The organism is Mycobacterium sp. D16Q13 (assembly GCF_002013375.1).
Classification (GTDB): Bacteria; Actinomycetota; Actinomycetes; order Mycobacteriales; family Mycobacteriaceae; genus Mycobacterium.
The window spans coordinates 408316-423522 of record NZ_MAEW01000003.1; the positions used below are offsets into that span (position 1 = coordinate 408316).

The window sequence follows — 15207 nt, forward strand, 5'->3', positions numbered from 1 at the left end:
GCTAGCCGCGGATCTGGTTCAGCCTGTCGACCGTGCTCTCGAAACCTGCCACCAGATCGGCCACGATCGCCGCGGTGGGCCGAATCTCGTTCATCCGCCCGACAATCTGTCCCGCCGGGAAGCAGACCGTCTCCGGGTCGTGCGCACGATTCATCCGCTCATGGGCCCCGCTGACGAGAATGTTCTGCAGCGGCATGGGCAGCGGTGTCGGCGCGTCCTCGGCGTCCCAGGCCTGCGTCCACTTGGTCTTCAGCAGCCGTGCGGGCTTCCCGGTGTAGATGCGGGTGCGCACGGTGTCGCTGGAGGTCGCCTTCAGCAGAGCCTGCTGCACCACCGAATCGCCACCGGCGGTGACGGTTCCGAGGTCGTACTCGGCAGCGGTCAGCCAGATCGAGCCGGTCCACACGCCCGAGGCGCCCAGCGCCAGGGCCGCCGCGGCCTGCCTGCCGCTGCCGATACCGCCGGCCGCCAGCACCGGGGCGCTGCCGTCAAGTGCGTCCACGATCTCCGGCCACAGCACCATGGATGCCACATCGCCGGTGTGCCCACCGGCCTCATAGCCCTGGGCGACCACGATATCGACACCGTTTTCGACATGGCGCCTGGCATGTTCGGCCTTACCCGCCAGCGCCGCCACCGGCACACCATGCTCATGCGCCTGGTCGATCACGTCCTTCGGCGGAGACCCGAGTGCATTGGCGATCAGTTTGATCGGATGCTTGAGCGCCACCTCCACATGCGAGCGGGCCACCGAATGCAGCCAGCCCAGCACACCGGCCGACTCACGTTCACCCGGCAGTGGGGGCACGCCCAGGTCGGCAAGCGTCTTTTCCACGAAGTCCTTGTGCGCCTGCGGAATCAGCTTGTCGATATCCACCGCGGTGCCCTCGGTGGGCACCTTGGCCGGCATCACGATGTCGACACCGTATGGCTTGCCGTCGGTGTTCTCGTCCATCCAGTTCAGGATCGCGTCCAACTCATCGGGATCGTTGAAGCGGACACAACCGAGCACACCCATGCCGCCCGCGCGGGTGATGGCCGCGGCGACCTTTTCCGATGGTGTGAAACCGAATATCGGGTAACGGATTCCAAACCGCTCGCACAGATCGGTATGCATGGCTCAGGCCCCCGTGTTGACGTGCTTGGTGTTCACGAGGTCTACCTTCTCGGTTTCCGAGACCTCCTTGGCCCAGCGGTAATCGGCCTTGCCCGCCGGGTTGCGCTTGACCGTGTCGACGATCCACACGCTGCGCGGCACCTTGTATCCGGCGATCTCCTTGCGCGCGTGGCTGTCCAGGTCCTCGAAGGTGAGCGGCACGCCGTCGCGCACCGCGATCACGGCTCCCACATGCTGGCCCCACTTTTCGTCGGGCACCCCGACGACAACCGCGTCGAACACCGCGGGGTGGCCCTTCAGAACGCTCTCCACCTCTTCGGGGAACACCTTCTCGCCGCCGGTGTTGATGGACACCGATCCGCGTCCGAGCATCGTGACGGTGCCGTCGGCTTCGACAGTGGCCCAGTCGCCCGGGATCGCATACCGCACACCGTTGAACGTTTTGAACGTCTCGGCGGTCTTCTTCTCGTCCTTGAAGTATCCGACCGGAATGTGGCCACTCTTGGCGATCAGGCCGCGCACCCCGGAACCGGGCTCGATCGGATTGCCATCCTCATCGAGAACCGTTGTGGTGGAACTGATTTTGACAGTCGGACCACCGGGGTGCATCTGCCCCTTGGTGACGGTGGACAGGCCGCCGGTGCCGGTCTCGGAGGCGCCGATCGCATCGGTGATCACCCGGTTGGGCAGCAGCTCCAGGTAGCGCTCCTTGACCGTCTGTGAGAACAGTGCGGCACTACTGGCCAGCACCCACAGTGAGGACAGATCGCGTGCGCGGCCCGTCTCGGTATCCAGAGCGTCGATGAGCGGTCGGCCAATGGCATCGCCCGCGAAGAACAGCATGTTGATCTTGTGCTTCTCGATGAGTTCCCACACCTCTTCGGGGTTGAACTCCGGTGCGAGCACCGTGGTCCGGCCCTGGAACAGGGCCATGAAGGTCGCCGCCTGGGTGGCACCGTGGATCATCGGCGGGATCGGGAAACCGATGAACGGTGCCGCCTCAGCACCCTGCTTGGCCAGATCCCATTCGCCTTCGATGTACTCGCCGGTGACGTAGTTGATGCCGCCGAACAGCGAGCGGTAGATGTCCTCGTGCCGCCACATCACGCCCTTGGGGAAGCCCGTGGTTCCTCCGGTGTAGATCAGGAAGATGTCATCGGGGCTGCGCTCTTCGAAATCGCGTTCCGGGGCCCCCTGGGCGAGAGCGTCCGCGAACGCGACGCCGCCGTACGACGAGTAATCCAGGTCTGTTCCGTCCTCCACCACGATCGCGGTCTTGACGTTCGGCGTGCTCGGCAGGACGTTGGCGACCTTGTCGCTGTAGCGGCGCTCGTGCACGAGGGCCGCCATATCGGAGTTCTCGAACAGGTAGTGCAACTCGGCTTCGACGTACCGGTAGTTCACGTTGACCGAGATCGCGCGGATCTTGACGATGGCGGTCAGCGCAACGACGATCTCGATACCGTTCCGGCAGTACAGGCCCACCTTGTCGCCGGGGCCCACGCCCTGGCTCTGCAGGTAGTGCCCCAACCGATTGGACTGCTCTTCAAGCTCGGCATATGTCAGCTTTCGATCGCCAGAAATGATGGCAACACGATCGGGCATAGTGTCGACTGAATGCTCAATGAGGTCGGCAATGTTAAGGGCCATGTCCATAAATTAGAACGTGTTACATTTTTAGACAAGCCCCGGCCCCGCTGAAGGGGTTCCTCTTGGACGGAAACACGGAGGAAAGACCATGACTGAGACAGTGACCGAGCAAGACGCACCCCACGCTCTGGTGGAGTTACGCGACCATGTGTTGATCGTGACAATGAACCGCCCGCACGCGCGTAACGCCCTCTCCGGGGAAATGCTGGAGATCATGACGCAGGCCTGGGACCGCGTCGACAACGATCCCGAGGTTCGCGTCTGCATCCTGACCGGCGCCGGCGGCTACTTCTGCGCGGGGGCCGACCTCAAGGCCATGAACAAGCGCGCCCCAGGTGATCAGTTCTCGGACGGCAGCTACGACCCCTCGGTCATCCCCGGGCTTCTCAAGGGCCGCCGCCTGACCAAGCCGCTGATCGCCGCGGTGGAGGGACCCGCGATCGCCGGCGGCACCGAGATTCTGCAGGCCACGGACATCCGCGTCGCCGGAGAGAGCGCCAAATTCGGTGTCTCCGAGGTGAAGTGGAGCCTGTACCCGATGGGTGGATCGGCAGTGCGCCTCCCCCGCCAGATCCCGTACACCGTTGCCGCCGACATTCTGCTGACCGGACGGCACATCAAGGCTCCCGAGGCCAAGGAAATCGGACTCATCGGGCATGTGGTGCCCGATGGGCAGGCACTGGAGAAGGCCCTGGAGCTGGCAGCGATGATCGCGGCGAACGGACCCGTCGCCGTGCAGGCCGTGCTCAAGACCATCCGCGATTCGGAGGGCCTGCACGAGAACGAGGCGTTCAAGGCCGATACCAAGGTGGGCATCGGCGTCTTCACCAGTAACGACGCCAAAGAGGGCCCACGCGCCTTCGCCGAGAAGCGCGCCCCCAACTTCACCGGGACGTAAGACACCACGCATAGTGTGGGCGGGTGACGCCCATGTTCCCGCTGCAGTCGGTACTGCTGCCCGGCGAGCCGCTGCCGCTGCGCATCTTCGAGCCGCGCTATGTCGCCCTGGTCCGCGACGTCATGGCTGCCGACCACACCTTCGGTGTCGTTCTGATCGCCCGCGGCCGGGAGGTCGGTGGCGGAGACATCCGGCATGACATAGGAACCGCCGCCCGGGTCCTCGACTGCGAGTCACTCGGGGCAGAGCGCTTCGCGTTGCGCTGCGAGGGCGCACATCGGATACGAATCACCCAGTGGCTCGATGACGATCCGTATCCGCGCGCCGAAACCGAACCCTGGCCCGATGAACTCGATGAACGGGTACTGCCGTTGAGCGCCATCAATGAGGTGCAGGCACGTATCGAGAACCTGCTGCGCCGGGTCGCAACCGCACAGCAGGTCCGGCTCCCCCGCCGCTGGTCAATCGCCACTGGACTGCCGAGTGGTGCTCAAAAGCGGTTGTACGCATTAGCATCTCGCGTGCCGATGGGTCAGGCCGACCGGCATGCCGTACTGGCCGCACCGACTCTGGCGACGCGGGTCACCGCGCTGAACGAGGCCGTCGACACCGTCAACGCGATGCTCGACTTCCGCGAGGTTCAGCGCTAGAGCTGTTACGTCAGCGCCGACAGTTGCTTGACGTGCTCGACGCTGCGGCAGCCGACCACCAGCATGGTGACCCCTGCGGCCTCCCACGCCCTGATCTGCTCACGCACCTCCGCCTCCGTTCCGACGATCGTGGTGTCGAGCACCAGCTCGTCCGGAATCGCCTCGGCCGCTTTGTCCTTGCGATTGGTGCGGAACAGCTCGGTGACCTCATCGACCACCTCGCCGTAACCCATGCGCCGATATACCTCGGCGTGGAAGTTCAGTTCGACCGCGCCCATGCCGCCGATGTACAAGGCGGAAAACGGCTTCAGCTGATCAAGCACCGAGCGGCGATCGTCGGTGACGATGACCTGCGCGGTGGCGGCAATCTCGAAATCCGCACGGCTGCGCCGGGCGCCGGGACGCGCGAAACCCTCGTCGAGCCATTCGTTGTACATGTCGGCGAGCCGCGGTGCGTAGAACATGGGCAGCCAGCCGTCGGCGATCTCAGCGGTCAGCGCGACGTTCTTCGGCCCCTCGGCCCCGAGGAAGATCGGGATATCGGAGCGCAGCGGGTGCACGATCGGCTTGAGAGGCTTGCCCAGCCCGGTGGCCTTGTCCCCGGTCAGCGGCAGCGGATAGTGCGGTCCGGCGCTGCGCACGGGCTCCTCACGGGCCAGCACCTGCCTGATGATGTCGATGTACTCACGAGTGCGAGCCAGGGGTTTGGGGAATGGCTGCCCGTACCAGCCCTCCACCACCTGGGGTCCCGATACGCCCAGCCCAAGGATGTGGCGGCCACCGGAGAGGTGATCCAGAGTCAGGGCCGCCATGGCGCACGCCGTCGGCGTTCGTGCCGAAAGCTGAATAACCGAGGTGCCCAACCGGATACGGCTGGTGTCCGATCCCCACCAGGCCAGCGGGGTGTACGCGTCGGAACCCCAGGCCTCGGCCGTGAAGACGGCATCGAATCCACCCTCTTCGGCGGCGGCCACCAGTTCAGCCGCATTGTCCGGCGGGGAGGCCGACCAGTACCCCAGCTGCAATCCGAATTTCATGGCCCGACTGTAACCGGCCGGATATGCCGCGACCACCACCCTTGCGAAAAAAACTAGAACTTGTTCTACTCGGAGGTGTGACAGTCAGCCAAAGCAGCACAACCGGGCTTACCTCCCCGCTGCCGCTCCTCTCAGCCCCCCTCGAACTGTCTTTTGATTACACCCGTTCGGTGGGACCGACCCTCTCCAAGTTCTTCACCGCCCTGCGCGATCGGCAGATTGTCGGCACCCGCGGCAGCGACGGCCGGGTTCACGTACCCGCGGCCGAATACGACCCGGTGACGTACGCGCCACTGACTGAGGTGGTGCCGGTGTCGAGCGTGGGCACGGTTCAGTCCTGGTCGTGGCAGCCCGAACCACTGGAGGGCCAGCCGCTGGCCAAGCCGTTCGCCTGGGCTCTCATCACACTGGACGGTGCGGACACCGCACTGCTGCACGCCGTGGATACCGGGGCGGCGGGTTCCGCCGGAATCGAGACGGGTGCCCGCGTACACGCGGTGTGGGCGGACGAAACCGTCGGCGCGATCACCGATATCGCCTACTTCGCACTCGGAGATCGGCCGGTTGACGTTCCGGCCCCCGCATCGGACCAGGAGCCGGTGACCATGCAGGTCACTCCCATCCGGCTGGAAGTTCAGCACATCACCTCCCCCGAAGAAAGCGCCTACCTGCGCGCGCTGGCCGAGGGCAAGCTCCTCGGCGGCCGCACCGGCGCGGGTGGACGGGTCTACTTCCCGGCTCGTGGTGCCGACCCCCTGACCGGTGAGCCCACCTCCGATCTGGTGCAGGTGGCCGACAAGGGCGTCGTGACCACCTTCGCGATTATCAACATCCCGTTCCCCGGCCAGCGCATCAAGCCGCCGTATGTGGCCGCGTATGTGCTGCTCGACGGTGCCGATATTCCGTTCCTGCACCTCGTCTACGACATCGACCCGGCGGACGTCCGCATGGGCATGCGGGTCGAGGCCGTGTGGAAACCCAAGGAGGAGTGGGGATACGGGATCGACAACATCCAGTACTTCCGCCCCACCGGTGAACCCGACGCCGACTACGAGACCTACAAGGATCGGATCTGATGAGTTCCGCTGCCCCCGCAGTAGCAGTTGTGGGCTTCGCCCATTCCCCACACGTGCGCAGCACCGAGGGCACCACCAACGGTGTCGAGATGCTGGTGCCCTGTTTCCGTCAGATCTACGCCGATCTCGGAATCACCAAGTCAGATATCGGTTTCTGGTGCTCCGGGTCGTCCGACTATCTGGCCGGGCGCGCCTTCTCGTTCATCTCCGCGATCGATTCGATCGGTGCGGTGCCGCCCATCAACGAGTCCCATGTGGAAATGGACGCGGCATGGGCGCTGTACGAGGCCTACATCAAGATCCTCACCGGACAGGTCGAGACCGCGCTCGTCTACGGATTCGGAAAGTCCTCTGCCGGCACTCTGCGCAGAGCCCTGGCCTTGCAAACTGATCCATACACCGTCGCGCCGCTGTGGCCCGATTCGGTGTCCATGGCAGCACTGCAGGCGCGACTCGGCCTGGATTCGGGCAAGTGGACCAAGGAGCAGATGGCACAGGTTGCCCTCGACGCCTTCGGCCACGCGACGCGCGTGGACTCCGAGGCCCCGGCATCGAGCGTCGACGAGCTGCTGGCACGCGATTACTTTGCCGATCCACTGCACAAACATGACATCGCGCCCATCTCTGATGGCGCCTCGATCATGGTGTTGGCCTCGGCTGACCGTGCCCGCGAGCTGCGCGAAAACCCCGCCTGGATCACCGGATTCGAGCATCGCATCGAGACACCGATACTCGGCGCCCGTGACCTGACGGCTTCTCCGTCGACAGCCGCGTCAGCGGCCGCCGCGACCGGCGGCGATACCGGCTCCATCGAGGTGGCCGAGTTGTATGCGCCGTTCAGCCACCAGCAGCTGATCCTCGCCGAGGCCATCGGCCTCAAGGACTCCACGACCATCAACCCTTCGGGTGGCGCGCTGGTGGCCAACCCGATGTTCTCAGCCGGGTTGGAGCGGATCGGCTTTGCCGCACAACATATCTGGAATGGTTCGGCACAGCGGGTGCTGGCTCACGCGACCAGCGGGCCCGTACTTCAGCAGAACCTCGTCGCCGTGCTGGAGGGTAAGTAATCGTGGGTGCATCCAAGAACCTCGCTGCCGTCATCGGCACCGGGCAGACCAAGTACGTCGCCAAGCGCCACGATGTCTCGATGAATGGCCTTGTCCGCGAGGCGATTGATCGGGCGATGGCCGATGCTGGTGTCGGCTGGGACGATATCGACGCCGTTGTCGTAGGTAAGGCCCCCGACTTCTTCGAGGGCGTGATGATGCCCGAGCTGTTCATGGCGGACGCGATTGGCGCGACCGGAAAGCCCATGATCCGGGTGCACACCGCCGGTTCGGTCGGTGGATCCACCGGTGTGGTCGCGGCCAGCCTGGTGCAGTCGGGCAAGTACCGCAGAGTCCTCGCGCTGGCGTGGGAGAAGCAGTCCGAATCGAATGCCATGTGGGCGTTGTCGATTCCGGTCCCATTCTCCGTGCCGGTGGGTGCTGGTGCAGGCGGCTACTTCGCCCCGCATGTGCGCGCATACATCGAGCGTTCCAAGGCCCCACTGGACACCGGAGCCATCGTGGCGGTCAAGGACCGGCTCAACGCGGCGAAGAACCCGCTGGCGCACCTGCAGCAGCCCGATATCACCGTCGAGAAGGTGATGGCCTCCCCGATGCTGTGGGACCCGATCCGCTTCGACGAGACCTGCCCGTCCTCGGACGGCGCATGCGCAATCGTCGTGGGAGACGAAGCGACTGCCGATCGCCGTATCACCGACGGCCATACGGTCGCCTGGGTGCACGCCACCGCGCTGCGCACCGAGCCGCTCGACTACACCGGGCGCGACCGGGTGAACCCCCAAGCCGGACGCGATGCTGCGGCAGCGCTGTGGCGCGACGCCGGAATCACCAGCCCGATCGACGAGATTGACGCCGCGGAGATCTATGTGCCGTTCTCATGGTTCGAGCCGATGTGGCTGGAGAACCTGGGATTCGCGGCCGAGGGTGAGGGTTGGAAGCTGACCCAAGCCGGTGAGACCGCCATCGGCGGCAAGATCCCCGTCAACGCCTCCGGCGGCGTGCTCTCCTCCAACCCGATTGGCGCCTCCGGACTTATCCGGTTCGCCGAGGCCGCCATCCAGGTGATGGGCAAGGCCGGTGACCATCAGGTGCCGAACGCCAAGAAGGCATTGGGTCACGCGTACGGCGGTGGCTCGCAGTACTACTCGATGTGGGTCGTAGGGGCAGAGAAGCCCGTAGTGAATGGGAGCAAGGCATGAGCCTCGCAGACGAAGCGGGCAAGCGGTCCCGCGCGGCCGTCGAAGCCCGCGACAAGCAGGCCTGGGTCGACAACTTCGCCGAGGACGGCGTGGTGCAGGATCCGGTGGGTCCGTCGCCATTCGATCCAGAGGGCAAGGGACATCGCGGCAAGGAGGCCATTTCGGCCTTCTGGGACAACATCATCGCCCCCACCGAGAATCTCGACTTCATCTTTGATGCCACCTACGATTGCGGCACCCATCAGGCCAACGTGGGCCGGATCGTCACCACGATGAACGGTTACCAGATGACGGCCGAGGGTGTTTTCACCTACGAGGCCAATGACGAGGGCAAGCTCGTCGTGTTGCGCGCCTATTGGGAATTCGACAAGGTCGCCGGGACCGCGCGCAAGATCTAAGTCCGCAGATCCACATAAAGACCCCCGCGCTCGTAGCGACGGGGGCCTTTATGTCTTCGCGCTAAGAGGCCTGGCGCCCGGCGCTGATCATCTCCTCGCGCGGTACCACTTTGATGCGTTCGCGGCCCTGTTCCTCGCCGAGGGCTACCTCGTGAGCATCGAGCCGTTCCCACTCCTCCCAGGTGGTGTAGTCAATCCCGCTGCCCCGCAGATGCGCGAAAATCGCATCAGGGTCGGAGATTTCGGCGGGTTGAATACCCGGGAGGTCTGCGAGGAGGCTGGCAATCGTCTCGGCGGCATCGGATTTGGTGTGTCCGATCAACCCCACGGGTCCGCGCTTGACCCAGCCCGTGACGTAGGTCGATTCGACCGGAATTCCGTCGATATCGAGCACCCGCCCGGCATCGTGCGGGACAACCCCGGCGTGGTGGTCGAACGGCAGATCCGCCAGATGCGAGGAGATGTACCCGACGGCCCGGTAGACCGCCTGCACCGGCCAATCGGTGTATTCGCCTGTTCCCCTGACCGTCCCGTCGCCGATGAGCTCAGTGCGCTCGGTGCGCAGGGCTTCCACCCTGTCGATTCCCAGCACCGCCGCGGGCGACTGGCACAGGTGAATGTGAATGCGATGCGGAGCGCCGGTGGGCTCCTGATCGAGGTACTTCATCATGGTGTCGACGACAAGCTTGGTGGCCTTACTGGAATTGATGGCCTGCTGGCTGCCCTCGTCAATCTCAAACCCCTCCGGGTGCACGATGACGTCCACACTCGGCGAGTGGGACAGCTCGCGAAACTCCATGGGGCTGAACTTGATCTGAGCCGGACCGCGCCGCACGAAGACGTGCACATCGGTCGCCTGGTTGAGCGCCAGACCCTGATAGACGTTGGCGGGGATCTCGGTGCCCAGCTGTTCATCGGCGGGCTTGGCCAGCATGCGCGCGATATCCAGGGCCACGTTTCCGGCACCCAGCACGGCGACGCTCTTGGCGGTCAGCGGCCAGTCCCGTGGGACATCGGGATGACCGTCGTACCAGGAGACGAAGTCGGCGGCCCCGTAGCTTTCCGGAAGGTCGATGCCGGGGATCTCGAGCTCACGGTCCGCACGCGCACCGGTCGAGAAGATCACCGCGTCATAGAAGCGCCGCAGATCCGAGAGCTTGATGTCGGTGCCGTAGTGGACATTGCCGATGAACCGAATCTCGTCACGGGAGAGCACCCGGCGCAGCGCCTTGATGATCTCCTTGATCCGGGGATGGTCAGGAGCCACGCCATAGCGCACCAGGCCATAGGGCGCGGGCAGCCGGTCGAACACATCGACCTGGGCCTGCTCGTACTCCTTGGTGAGGATGTCGGCGGCGTAGATACCGGCCGGACCTGCGCCGATAACCGCGACTCGGATCTTCCTCATGCCATCCCCTTTTGATTCGGACATCGATTAGGTAGGCAAGCCTAAAAATAATGCGAGAGAAAGTGGGACGCACGTCCAGAGATCCCGGTCACACCCCGGTCGGATCTCAGTAACCTGGCCATGTGGTCATCGCGCTGATCGTCGCCGGTGCCGTCCTCGCGGTGCCCCTCGCCCTGTTCGCCCTGCTCGTCGCGGGCATCCGCCTGCAGATCCGCCCGATTCTCAACGCAATCCGGCGATTCAACCGCGCCGTGACCAACCCGAGGGTCATGTCCGCCGCCGGAACCGACGCCACCTCCACGGCCGTCATCCGGCACAACGGCAGGCGCAGCGGCCAGGCCTACGAAACGCCAGTGGAGGCCTTCGACGCCGCGGACAGCACGGTGCTGATCCTTCTGCCCTATGGACAGTCGGCCGACTGGGTGCGCAACGTGACCGCCCAGGGCGGCGCTGAATTACTCCGCGCAGGCGAGCGACTCACGCTGGCCAACCCTCGGGTGGTCCCTACCGTGCAGGTGCGGTCGCAGCTCCCGGCCAAGGAGCTACGGATGATGCGCGTGTTCAACGTGCCCGAATGCCTGCAGCTGACCAAGACACCGGGGCGGGCGTAACGCCGCTATGTGTCCAAACCGGCCAAATAACGCGTTCCCAGCGCCTGGTAAGCGGCCGGAACGCCCTTAGTCAGGAACTCTGCCGCAGTGCCCGCGACAGGCCCCTTGACCTTCGCGGGTGAACCCATGACCAGCACATCCTCGGGGATCTGAGTGCCGCCGAGCACCAACGAACCCGCGGCCACCATGCTGCGCGAGCCGATGGAGGCGCCGTCGAGCACCGTCGCGTGATTTCCGATCAGGGCGCCGTCACCCACGGTGCAGCTGTGCACCAGACACATATGCGCCACTGTCGCGCCCTCACCGATGTCTACCGGCATCCCGGGATCGCTGTGCAGCACCGACCCGTCCTGAATGTTGGCTCCCGCCCGGATCACAATCGGGGCGTAATCGGCGCGGATGACCGTGTTGAACCAGATCGAAGCGCCGGCTTCGACTGTGACGTCTCCGATAAGACAGGCGGTCGGCGCGACGAACGCCTCCGGGTGGACGCTCGGGCTTTTTCCGTCGAGTGAGTACAAAGGCATGCGCAGACCCTAGCCAAGGCCACTATTTCCGCTTGTGGCAGGCATATTTCTTGCGCTCCGGGGGGCCAAAACTGTAACCTGTTCTAGTTGAAGATGGTCGCCACAGCGGCCAGCATCGAAACACTGGAGGCAGCCCCGCCATGAGCACAGATACCGCAGGAATCGGCGTTCGCGAGATCGACGTCGGCGAGCTTCCGACGCGCTATGCCCGTGGTTGGCACTGCCTCGGCGTCGCAGAGTCGTTCAGGGACGGGGAGCCGCACGCCATCGACGCGTTCGGCACCAAGCTGGTCGTATTCGCCGATACCCAGGGCGATATCAAGGTGCTCGACGGCTACTGCCGCCACATGGGCGGCGACCTGTCCCAGGGAACCGTCAAGGGCGACAACGTCGCCTGCCCGTTCCATGATTGGCGGTGGGGCGGAGACGGCAAGTGCAAGCTCGTCCCTTACGCCAAGCGCACGCCCAAGCTGGCCCGCACCCGCAGCTGGACCACCGACGTGAAAAGCGGTCTGCTGTTCGTTTGGCATGACGCCGAGGGCAACGGTCCGACGGATGACGTTGAGATTCCGGAGGTTCCGGAGTTCGCGGACGACGGCTGGACCACCTGGGACTGGAACACCATCGTCATCGAGGGTTCCAACTGCCGCGAAATCGTGGACAACGTCACCGATATGGCGCACTTTTATTACATCCACTTCGGATTCCCGACGTTCTTCAAGAACGTCTTCGAGGGTCACATCGCCTCGCAGTATCTGCGTACCGTCGGCCGTCCCGACGTGCAGTTGGGCGGTTCCTCGCAGTACACCGGTGAACAGATCCTTGATTCGGAGGCCTCGTACTTCGGGCCGTCCTTCATGATCAACTGGCTGCACAACAACTATGGCGGCTACAAGGCAGAGTCGATCCTGATCAACTGCCACTACCCGATCGACCAGAATTCGTTTGTCCTGCAGTACGGCGTCATCGTCCAGAAGCCCGAGGGCATGGACGAGAAGATGACCGGCAAGCTCTCGCGCGCGATGACCAAGGGTGTGGGACAAGGCTTCCTGCAAGACGTCGAGATCTGGAAGAACAAGACCCGCATCGATAACCCGCTGCTGGTCGAGGAGGACGGCGCCGTCTACCAGATGCGCCGCTGGTACTCGCAGTTCTACGTCAACAAGGCCGACGTCACTCCGGAGATGACGGACCGCTTCGAGCTCGAGATCGACACCACCAAGGCCAACGAGTTCTGGCATGGTGAGGTCGACGAGAACCTGAAGCGCCAAGCGGACGAAAAGGCCGCGGCCGAGGCCGAAGCTCCCGCCGAGGCGACGCAAAGCTAGTGCGATGACCGAAGTTTCAGCAGGGTCTTCCTTGACTGAGAAAAATACCAGCCCTCCGAGCGTGGAGGAGCTGGCTCAGTCGATGCTGGCACTGCATGGCGCCCATGGGGAAGACGAGGCTCATGAATCCGCTGGATCGGGGCGCTCGAATGGCCACTGGTCGAAGGCGCCTGCATTCGAACACGATCCAGAGCGGGCCGCGCAGCTGCATGAGGCCACCGAGGGCGACAAGCAGCGGTACCTGACCTCCGGCCTTCAGGAAGTCGACTGCCGGTTCTGCCATGGCTCGGTGATGGTGAAGAAGCTCAGTCTCAATCACACTGCTGTGCAATGGAATACCGCGGCGGCCGGGCGGTGCGCCTTCTTCGCGCAGATGCGTGAGGAGGGCACCAACACGGCGCGGGTGCGCGGGTGCCCCCGCCTGTCCGACAGCATTGCGCATGCAGTCGCCGAGGGCTGCCTCGACCAGATCTGCACGGCAGCACCGCCCGGGGACGGCTGATCTACAGCTCCAACAGCACGGTCACCGGACCGTCGTTGATCAGTTCAACCTGCATGTGCGCGCCGAAGACCCCCACCTCCACGTGTGCACCGAAGTTCCGCAGGGCGTCCGCGAACGCCGCCACGACAGGTTCGGCGACATTTCCGGGCGCAGCCGCGTTCCACGCCGGACGACGCCCCTTCTTCGTGTTGGCATACAGCGTGAATTGACTGACCACCAGTATCGGAGCACCGAGGTCGGCAGCGGACTTCTCATCGTCGAGAATGCGCAGTTGCCACAGTTTTTCTGCGAGTTGCGCGGCCATACCGGCATCGTCATCGTGGGTGACGCCCACGAGCGCCAGCAGTCCTTGACCTTCGGGGCGGATCGCGCCGACCACCGCCCCGTCCACGGACACTGACGCCGAGACAACTCGCTGCACCAGAACACGCACGTTACGACCCTATCAGCGCCGCCAATCGCTCCGCCTGCGCCCTGATCTCCGCGAATGCCGTTGTTTCCCAGAGATTTCCGCGCCGCAGCGGACCGAGTGTCCACATCGGCACCACCGCAGGAAGAAGCCGTCCTTCGGCGTCGGTATCCAACCCCAGGTTCAGTGGCCCGGGTCTCACCAAGCCGTCGGCAAGGAGTTGGCTCCACAGCGGATCGGCGGCGGCGGTGATGTCGTATTGCGGGCCGGTGCAATTGATCACCGCACCTATGTCGAGGACCTGGCCCGTCGACAACGTCGCCCGGACTCCGGTGCCGGCGGCAACGGTATTCACCAACTCCGCACAATAGAGCCGCAACCCCCCGTCGCCGAGGTACCGATCGACCTGAGCGGCGGTCCGCGGCGCCATCCGGTGGCGGTGAATATCCCACAGCCTGCGGTACTTTCGCAGGAAATGAGACCGCTCCTCGTCGGTCATGGCCATCCAGAGCGCACCGGCATGCGGGCGCAGCGCGTCCACCGCAACACACGCGTCGCCACCCTGGGCGATCACGTCCTGGACATAGCGCACAGAACGCTCCAGCACCTGCCCACGATCGATAGTGAAGGCAGGTGCCGGCACCCGCGACGACGGATCCTGACGATGCGCTCGTGGCAGCAGCCCGCTGCGGGAGATCGCGTGCACGACACGATCCGGCCGCCGCAGTGTGCAGGTGAGGTCGGCCATCGTCAGACCTGTTCCGATGAGCAGTAAATCGCCGTGCTCCGGAAGGCCGTCGAGTGCACCCGGGCGCCAGGGGTCGCTCACGAAGAGTGCACTATCACGCAACCATTTTGGCGCCCAAGACGTTCCGGGAGTATTAGGCCCGGCCGCGAGAATCACGGCGTCAGCGCGCACCCTTTCGCCATTGCACAGGGTGATCGCGAGTCCGTGGCCGTGCGTGGCTACCGCAACAACGCGGCGATGAACACGGGTCACCCGATCGCCGCGCGCCCCGTCGAAGGCGCTGGAGAGATAACGTCCGAACAGCCCCCGGGGAACGAAATCCTCGGGACCCGCGCCCGATAGACCATTGCCGCCCAGCCAGGCCACGAAATCCAGGGGCTCGCTGGCGTCGGCGCTGAGCTTGCCAGCAGGAACATTCAGGAGATGACGCGGATCGGTGGTGCGATAGGGAACTCCTGGCCCGGTACTCGCGTCGGGGTCGATCACGGTCAGACGCAGCGCCCTGGAGTCCCTGCGCCGCAGTAGATGTAGGGCAGCCATTGTTCCCGCCGCGCCGGCACCGACGACGGCGACATGTGTCAT

General features: G+C 64.7%; 16 protein-coding genes. 9 read left to right on the plus strand and 7 right to left on the minus strand.

Going from position 1 to position 15207, the window contains the following annotated elements:
• Position 1: 1 nt before the first annotated feature.
• Together B4400_RS04700 and B4400_RS04705 are read right to left on the minus strand one after the other, a co-directional pair.
• The gene (locus tag B4400_RS04700; RefSeq protein WP_078307902.1) at positions 2-1117 is read right to left on the minus strand and encodes an NAD(P)H-dependent flavin oxidoreductase; all 1116 of its coding nucleotides are present in this window, start codon (positions 1115-1117) and stop codon (positions 2-4) included.
• A gap of 3 nt (positions 1118-1120) precedes the next feature.
• Positions 1121-2773 carry an acyl-CoA synthetase gene (locus tag B4400_RS04705; protein WP_078307901.1) on the minus strand — a complete coding sequence of 551 codons (1653 nt, stop codon included), beginning with the start codon at positions 2771-2773 and terminating at the stop codon, positions 1121-1123.
• Between the two features lie 82 nt (positions 2774-2855).
• On the opposite strand from B4400_RS04705, the gene B4400_RS04710 reads away from it, so the two are divergent.
• Complete coding sequence (locus tag B4400_RS04710) at positions 2856-3665, plus strand: crotonase/enoyl-CoA hydratase family protein (protein ID WP_078290246.1); 810 nt, start codon at positions 2856-2858, stop codon at positions 3663-3665.
• A 32-nt stretch (positions 3666-3697) separates the two neighbouring features.
• On the plus strand, positions 3698-4315 hold the full coding sequence (locus B4400_RS04715; RefSeq protein WP_078307899.1) for an LON peptidase substrate-binding domain-containing protein: 618 nt from the start codon (positions 3698-3700) through the stop codon (positions 4313-4315).
• Between the two features lie 5 nt (positions 4316-4320).
• Here the strand turns inward: B4400_RS04715 and B4400_RS04720 are convergent, their stop codons facing one another.
• The gene (locus tag B4400_RS04720) at positions 4321-5352 is read right to left on the minus strand and encodes an LLM class F420-dependent oxidoreductase (RefSeq protein WP_078308514.1); all 1032 of its coding nucleotides are present in this window, start codon (positions 5350-5352) and stop codon (positions 4321-4323) included.
• 77 nt (positions 5353-5429) lie between these two features.
• Between B4400_RS04720 and B4400_RS04725 the strand changes: the two genes are divergently transcribed.
• From B4400_RS04725 to B4400_RS04740, 4 genes are read left to right on the plus strand one after another with little or no spacing between them, the layout of a single operon-like run.
• Positions 5430-6428: a Zn-ribbon domain-containing OB-fold protein gene (locus tag B4400_RS04725; RefSeq protein WP_139359990.1), complete on the plus strand. Its 999-nt coding sequence runs from the start codon at positions 5430-5432 to the stop codon at positions 6426-6428.
• Entirely contained in the window at positions 6428-7495 is a 1068-nt protein-coding gene (locus B4400_RS04730) for a thiolase family protein (RefSeq protein ID WP_078307896.1), read from the plus strand. Before B4400_RS04725 ends, B4400_RS04730 begins: the two co-directional genes overlap by 1 nt.
• Positions 7496-7497: 2 nt before the next feature.
• Positions 7498-8694, plus strand: coding sequence for a thiolase family protein (locus B4400_RS04735; RefSeq protein ID WP_139361259.1), 1197 nt, complete (start codon positions 7498-7500; stop codon positions 8692-8694).
• Positions 8691-9092: a nuclear transport factor 2 family protein gene (locus tag B4400_RS04740; protein WP_078307891.1), complete on the plus strand. Its 402-nt coding sequence runs from the start codon at positions 8691-8693 to the stop codon at positions 9090-9092. The genes B4400_RS04735 and B4400_RS04740 overlap by 4 nt, the downstream gene beginning before the upstream one ends.
• A 61-nt stretch (positions 9093-9153) precedes the next feature.
• Here the strand turns inward: B4400_RS04740 and B4400_RS04745 are convergent, their stop codons facing one another.
• Positions 9154-10500, minus strand: a complete 1347-nt coding sequence (locus tag B4400_RS04745) for an FAD-dependent oxidoreductase (RefSeq protein WP_078307888.1) — start codon at positions 10498-10500, stop codon at positions 9154-9156.
• Between the two features lie 122 nt (positions 10501-10622).
• On the opposite strand from B4400_RS04745, the gene B4400_RS04750 reads away from it, so the two are divergent.
• On the plus strand, positions 10623-11111 hold the full coding sequence (locus B4400_RS04750; RefSeq protein WP_078307885.1) for a nitroreductase family deazaflavin-dependent oxidoreductase: 489 nt from the start codon (positions 10623-10625) through the stop codon (positions 11109-11111).
• 5 nt (positions 11112-11116) lie between these two features.
• Here the strand turns inward: B4400_RS04750 and B4400_RS04755 are convergent, their stop codons facing one another.
• Entirely contained in the window at positions 11117-11638 is a 522-nt protein-coding gene (locus tag B4400_RS04755; RefSeq protein ID WP_078290238.1) for a gamma carbonic anhydrase family protein, read from the minus strand.
• Between the two features lie 140 nt (positions 11639-11778).
• Here B4400_RS04755 and B4400_RS04760 point away from each other — a divergent pair, with 140 nt between their 5' ends.
• Both B4400_RS04760 and B4400_RS04765 read left to right on the plus strand, forming a co-directional pair.
• Positions 11779-12966 carry a 3-ketosteroid-9-alpha-monooxygenase, oxygenase component gene (locus B4400_RS04760; protein ID WP_078307883.1) on the plus strand — a complete coding sequence of 396 codons (1188 nt, stop codon included), beginning with the start codon at positions 11779-11781 and terminating at the stop codon, positions 12964-12966.
• 61 nt (positions 12967-13027) lie between these two features.
• The gene (locus B4400_RS04765) at positions 13028-13468 is read left to right on the plus strand and encodes a hypothetical protein (RefSeq protein ID WP_078307880.1); all 441 of its coding nucleotides are present in this window, start codon (positions 13028-13030) and stop codon (positions 13466-13468) included.
• 1 nt (position 13469) lies between these two features.
• Here B4400_RS04765 and dtd read toward each other — a convergent pair whose 3' ends face one another.
• The gene (gene dtd, locus B4400_RS04770; protein ID WP_078307877.1) at positions 13470-13901 is read right to left on the minus strand and encodes a D-aminoacyl-tRNA deacylase; all 432 of its coding nucleotides are present in this window, start codon (positions 13899-13901) and stop codon (positions 13470-13472) included.
• A gap of 1 nt (position 13902) precedes the next feature.
• Positions 13903-15207: an FAD/NAD(P)-binding protein gene (locus B4400_RS04775; RefSeq protein WP_078307875.1), complete on the minus strand. Its 1305-nt coding sequence runs from the start codon at positions 15205-15207 to the stop codon at positions 13903-13905.

What these genes read in the sequence shown, in the direction of transcription:
- B4400_RS04700 (WP_078307902.1), bottom strand. Translation starts at nt 1,117, where the DNA reads ATGCATACCGATCTGTGCGAGCGGTTTGGAATCCGTTACCCGATATTC.
- B4400_RS04705 (WP_078307901.1), bottom strand. Translation starts at nt 2,773, where the DNA reads ATGGACATGGCCCTTAACATTGCCGACCTCATTGAGCATTCAGTCGAC.
- B4400_RS04710 (WP_078290246.1), top strand. Translation starts at nt 2,856, where the DNA reads ATGACTGAGACAGTGACCGAGCAAGACGCACCCCACGCTCTGGTGGAG.
- B4400_RS04715 (WP_078307899.1), top strand. Translation starts at nt 3,698, where the DNA reads ATGTTCCCGCTGCAGTCGGTACTGCTGCCCGGCGAGCCGCTGCCGCTG.
- B4400_RS04720 (WP_078308514.1), bottom strand. Translation starts at nt 5,352, where the DNA reads ATGAAATTCGGATTGCAGCTGGGGTACTGGTCGGCCTCCCCGCCGGAC.
- B4400_RS04730 (WP_078307896.1), top strand. Translation starts at nt 6,428, where the DNA reads ATGAGTTCCGCTGCCCCCGCAGTAGCAGTTGTGGGCTTCGCCCATTCC.
- B4400_RS04740 (WP_078307891.1), top strand. Translation starts at nt 8,691, where the DNA reads ATGAGCCTCGCAGACGAAGCGGGCAAGCGGTCCCGCGCGGCCGTCGAA.
- B4400_RS04745 (WP_078307888.1), bottom strand. Translation starts at nt 10,500, where the DNA reads ATGAGGAAGATCCGAGTCGCGGTTATCGGCGCAGGTCCGGCCGGTATC.
- B4400_RS04755 (WP_078290238.1), bottom strand. Translation starts at nt 11,638, where the DNA reads ATGCCTTTGTACTCACTCGACGGAAAAAGCCCGAGCGTCCACCCGGAG.
- B4400_RS04760 (WP_078307883.1), top strand. Translation starts at nt 11,779, where the DNA reads ATGAGCACAGATACCGCAGGAATCGGCGTTCGCGAGATCGACGTCGGC.
- B4400_RS04775 (WP_078307875.1), bottom strand. Translation starts at nt 15,207, where the DNA reads ATGACACATGTCGCCGTCGTCGGTGCCGGCGCGGCGGGAACAATGGCT.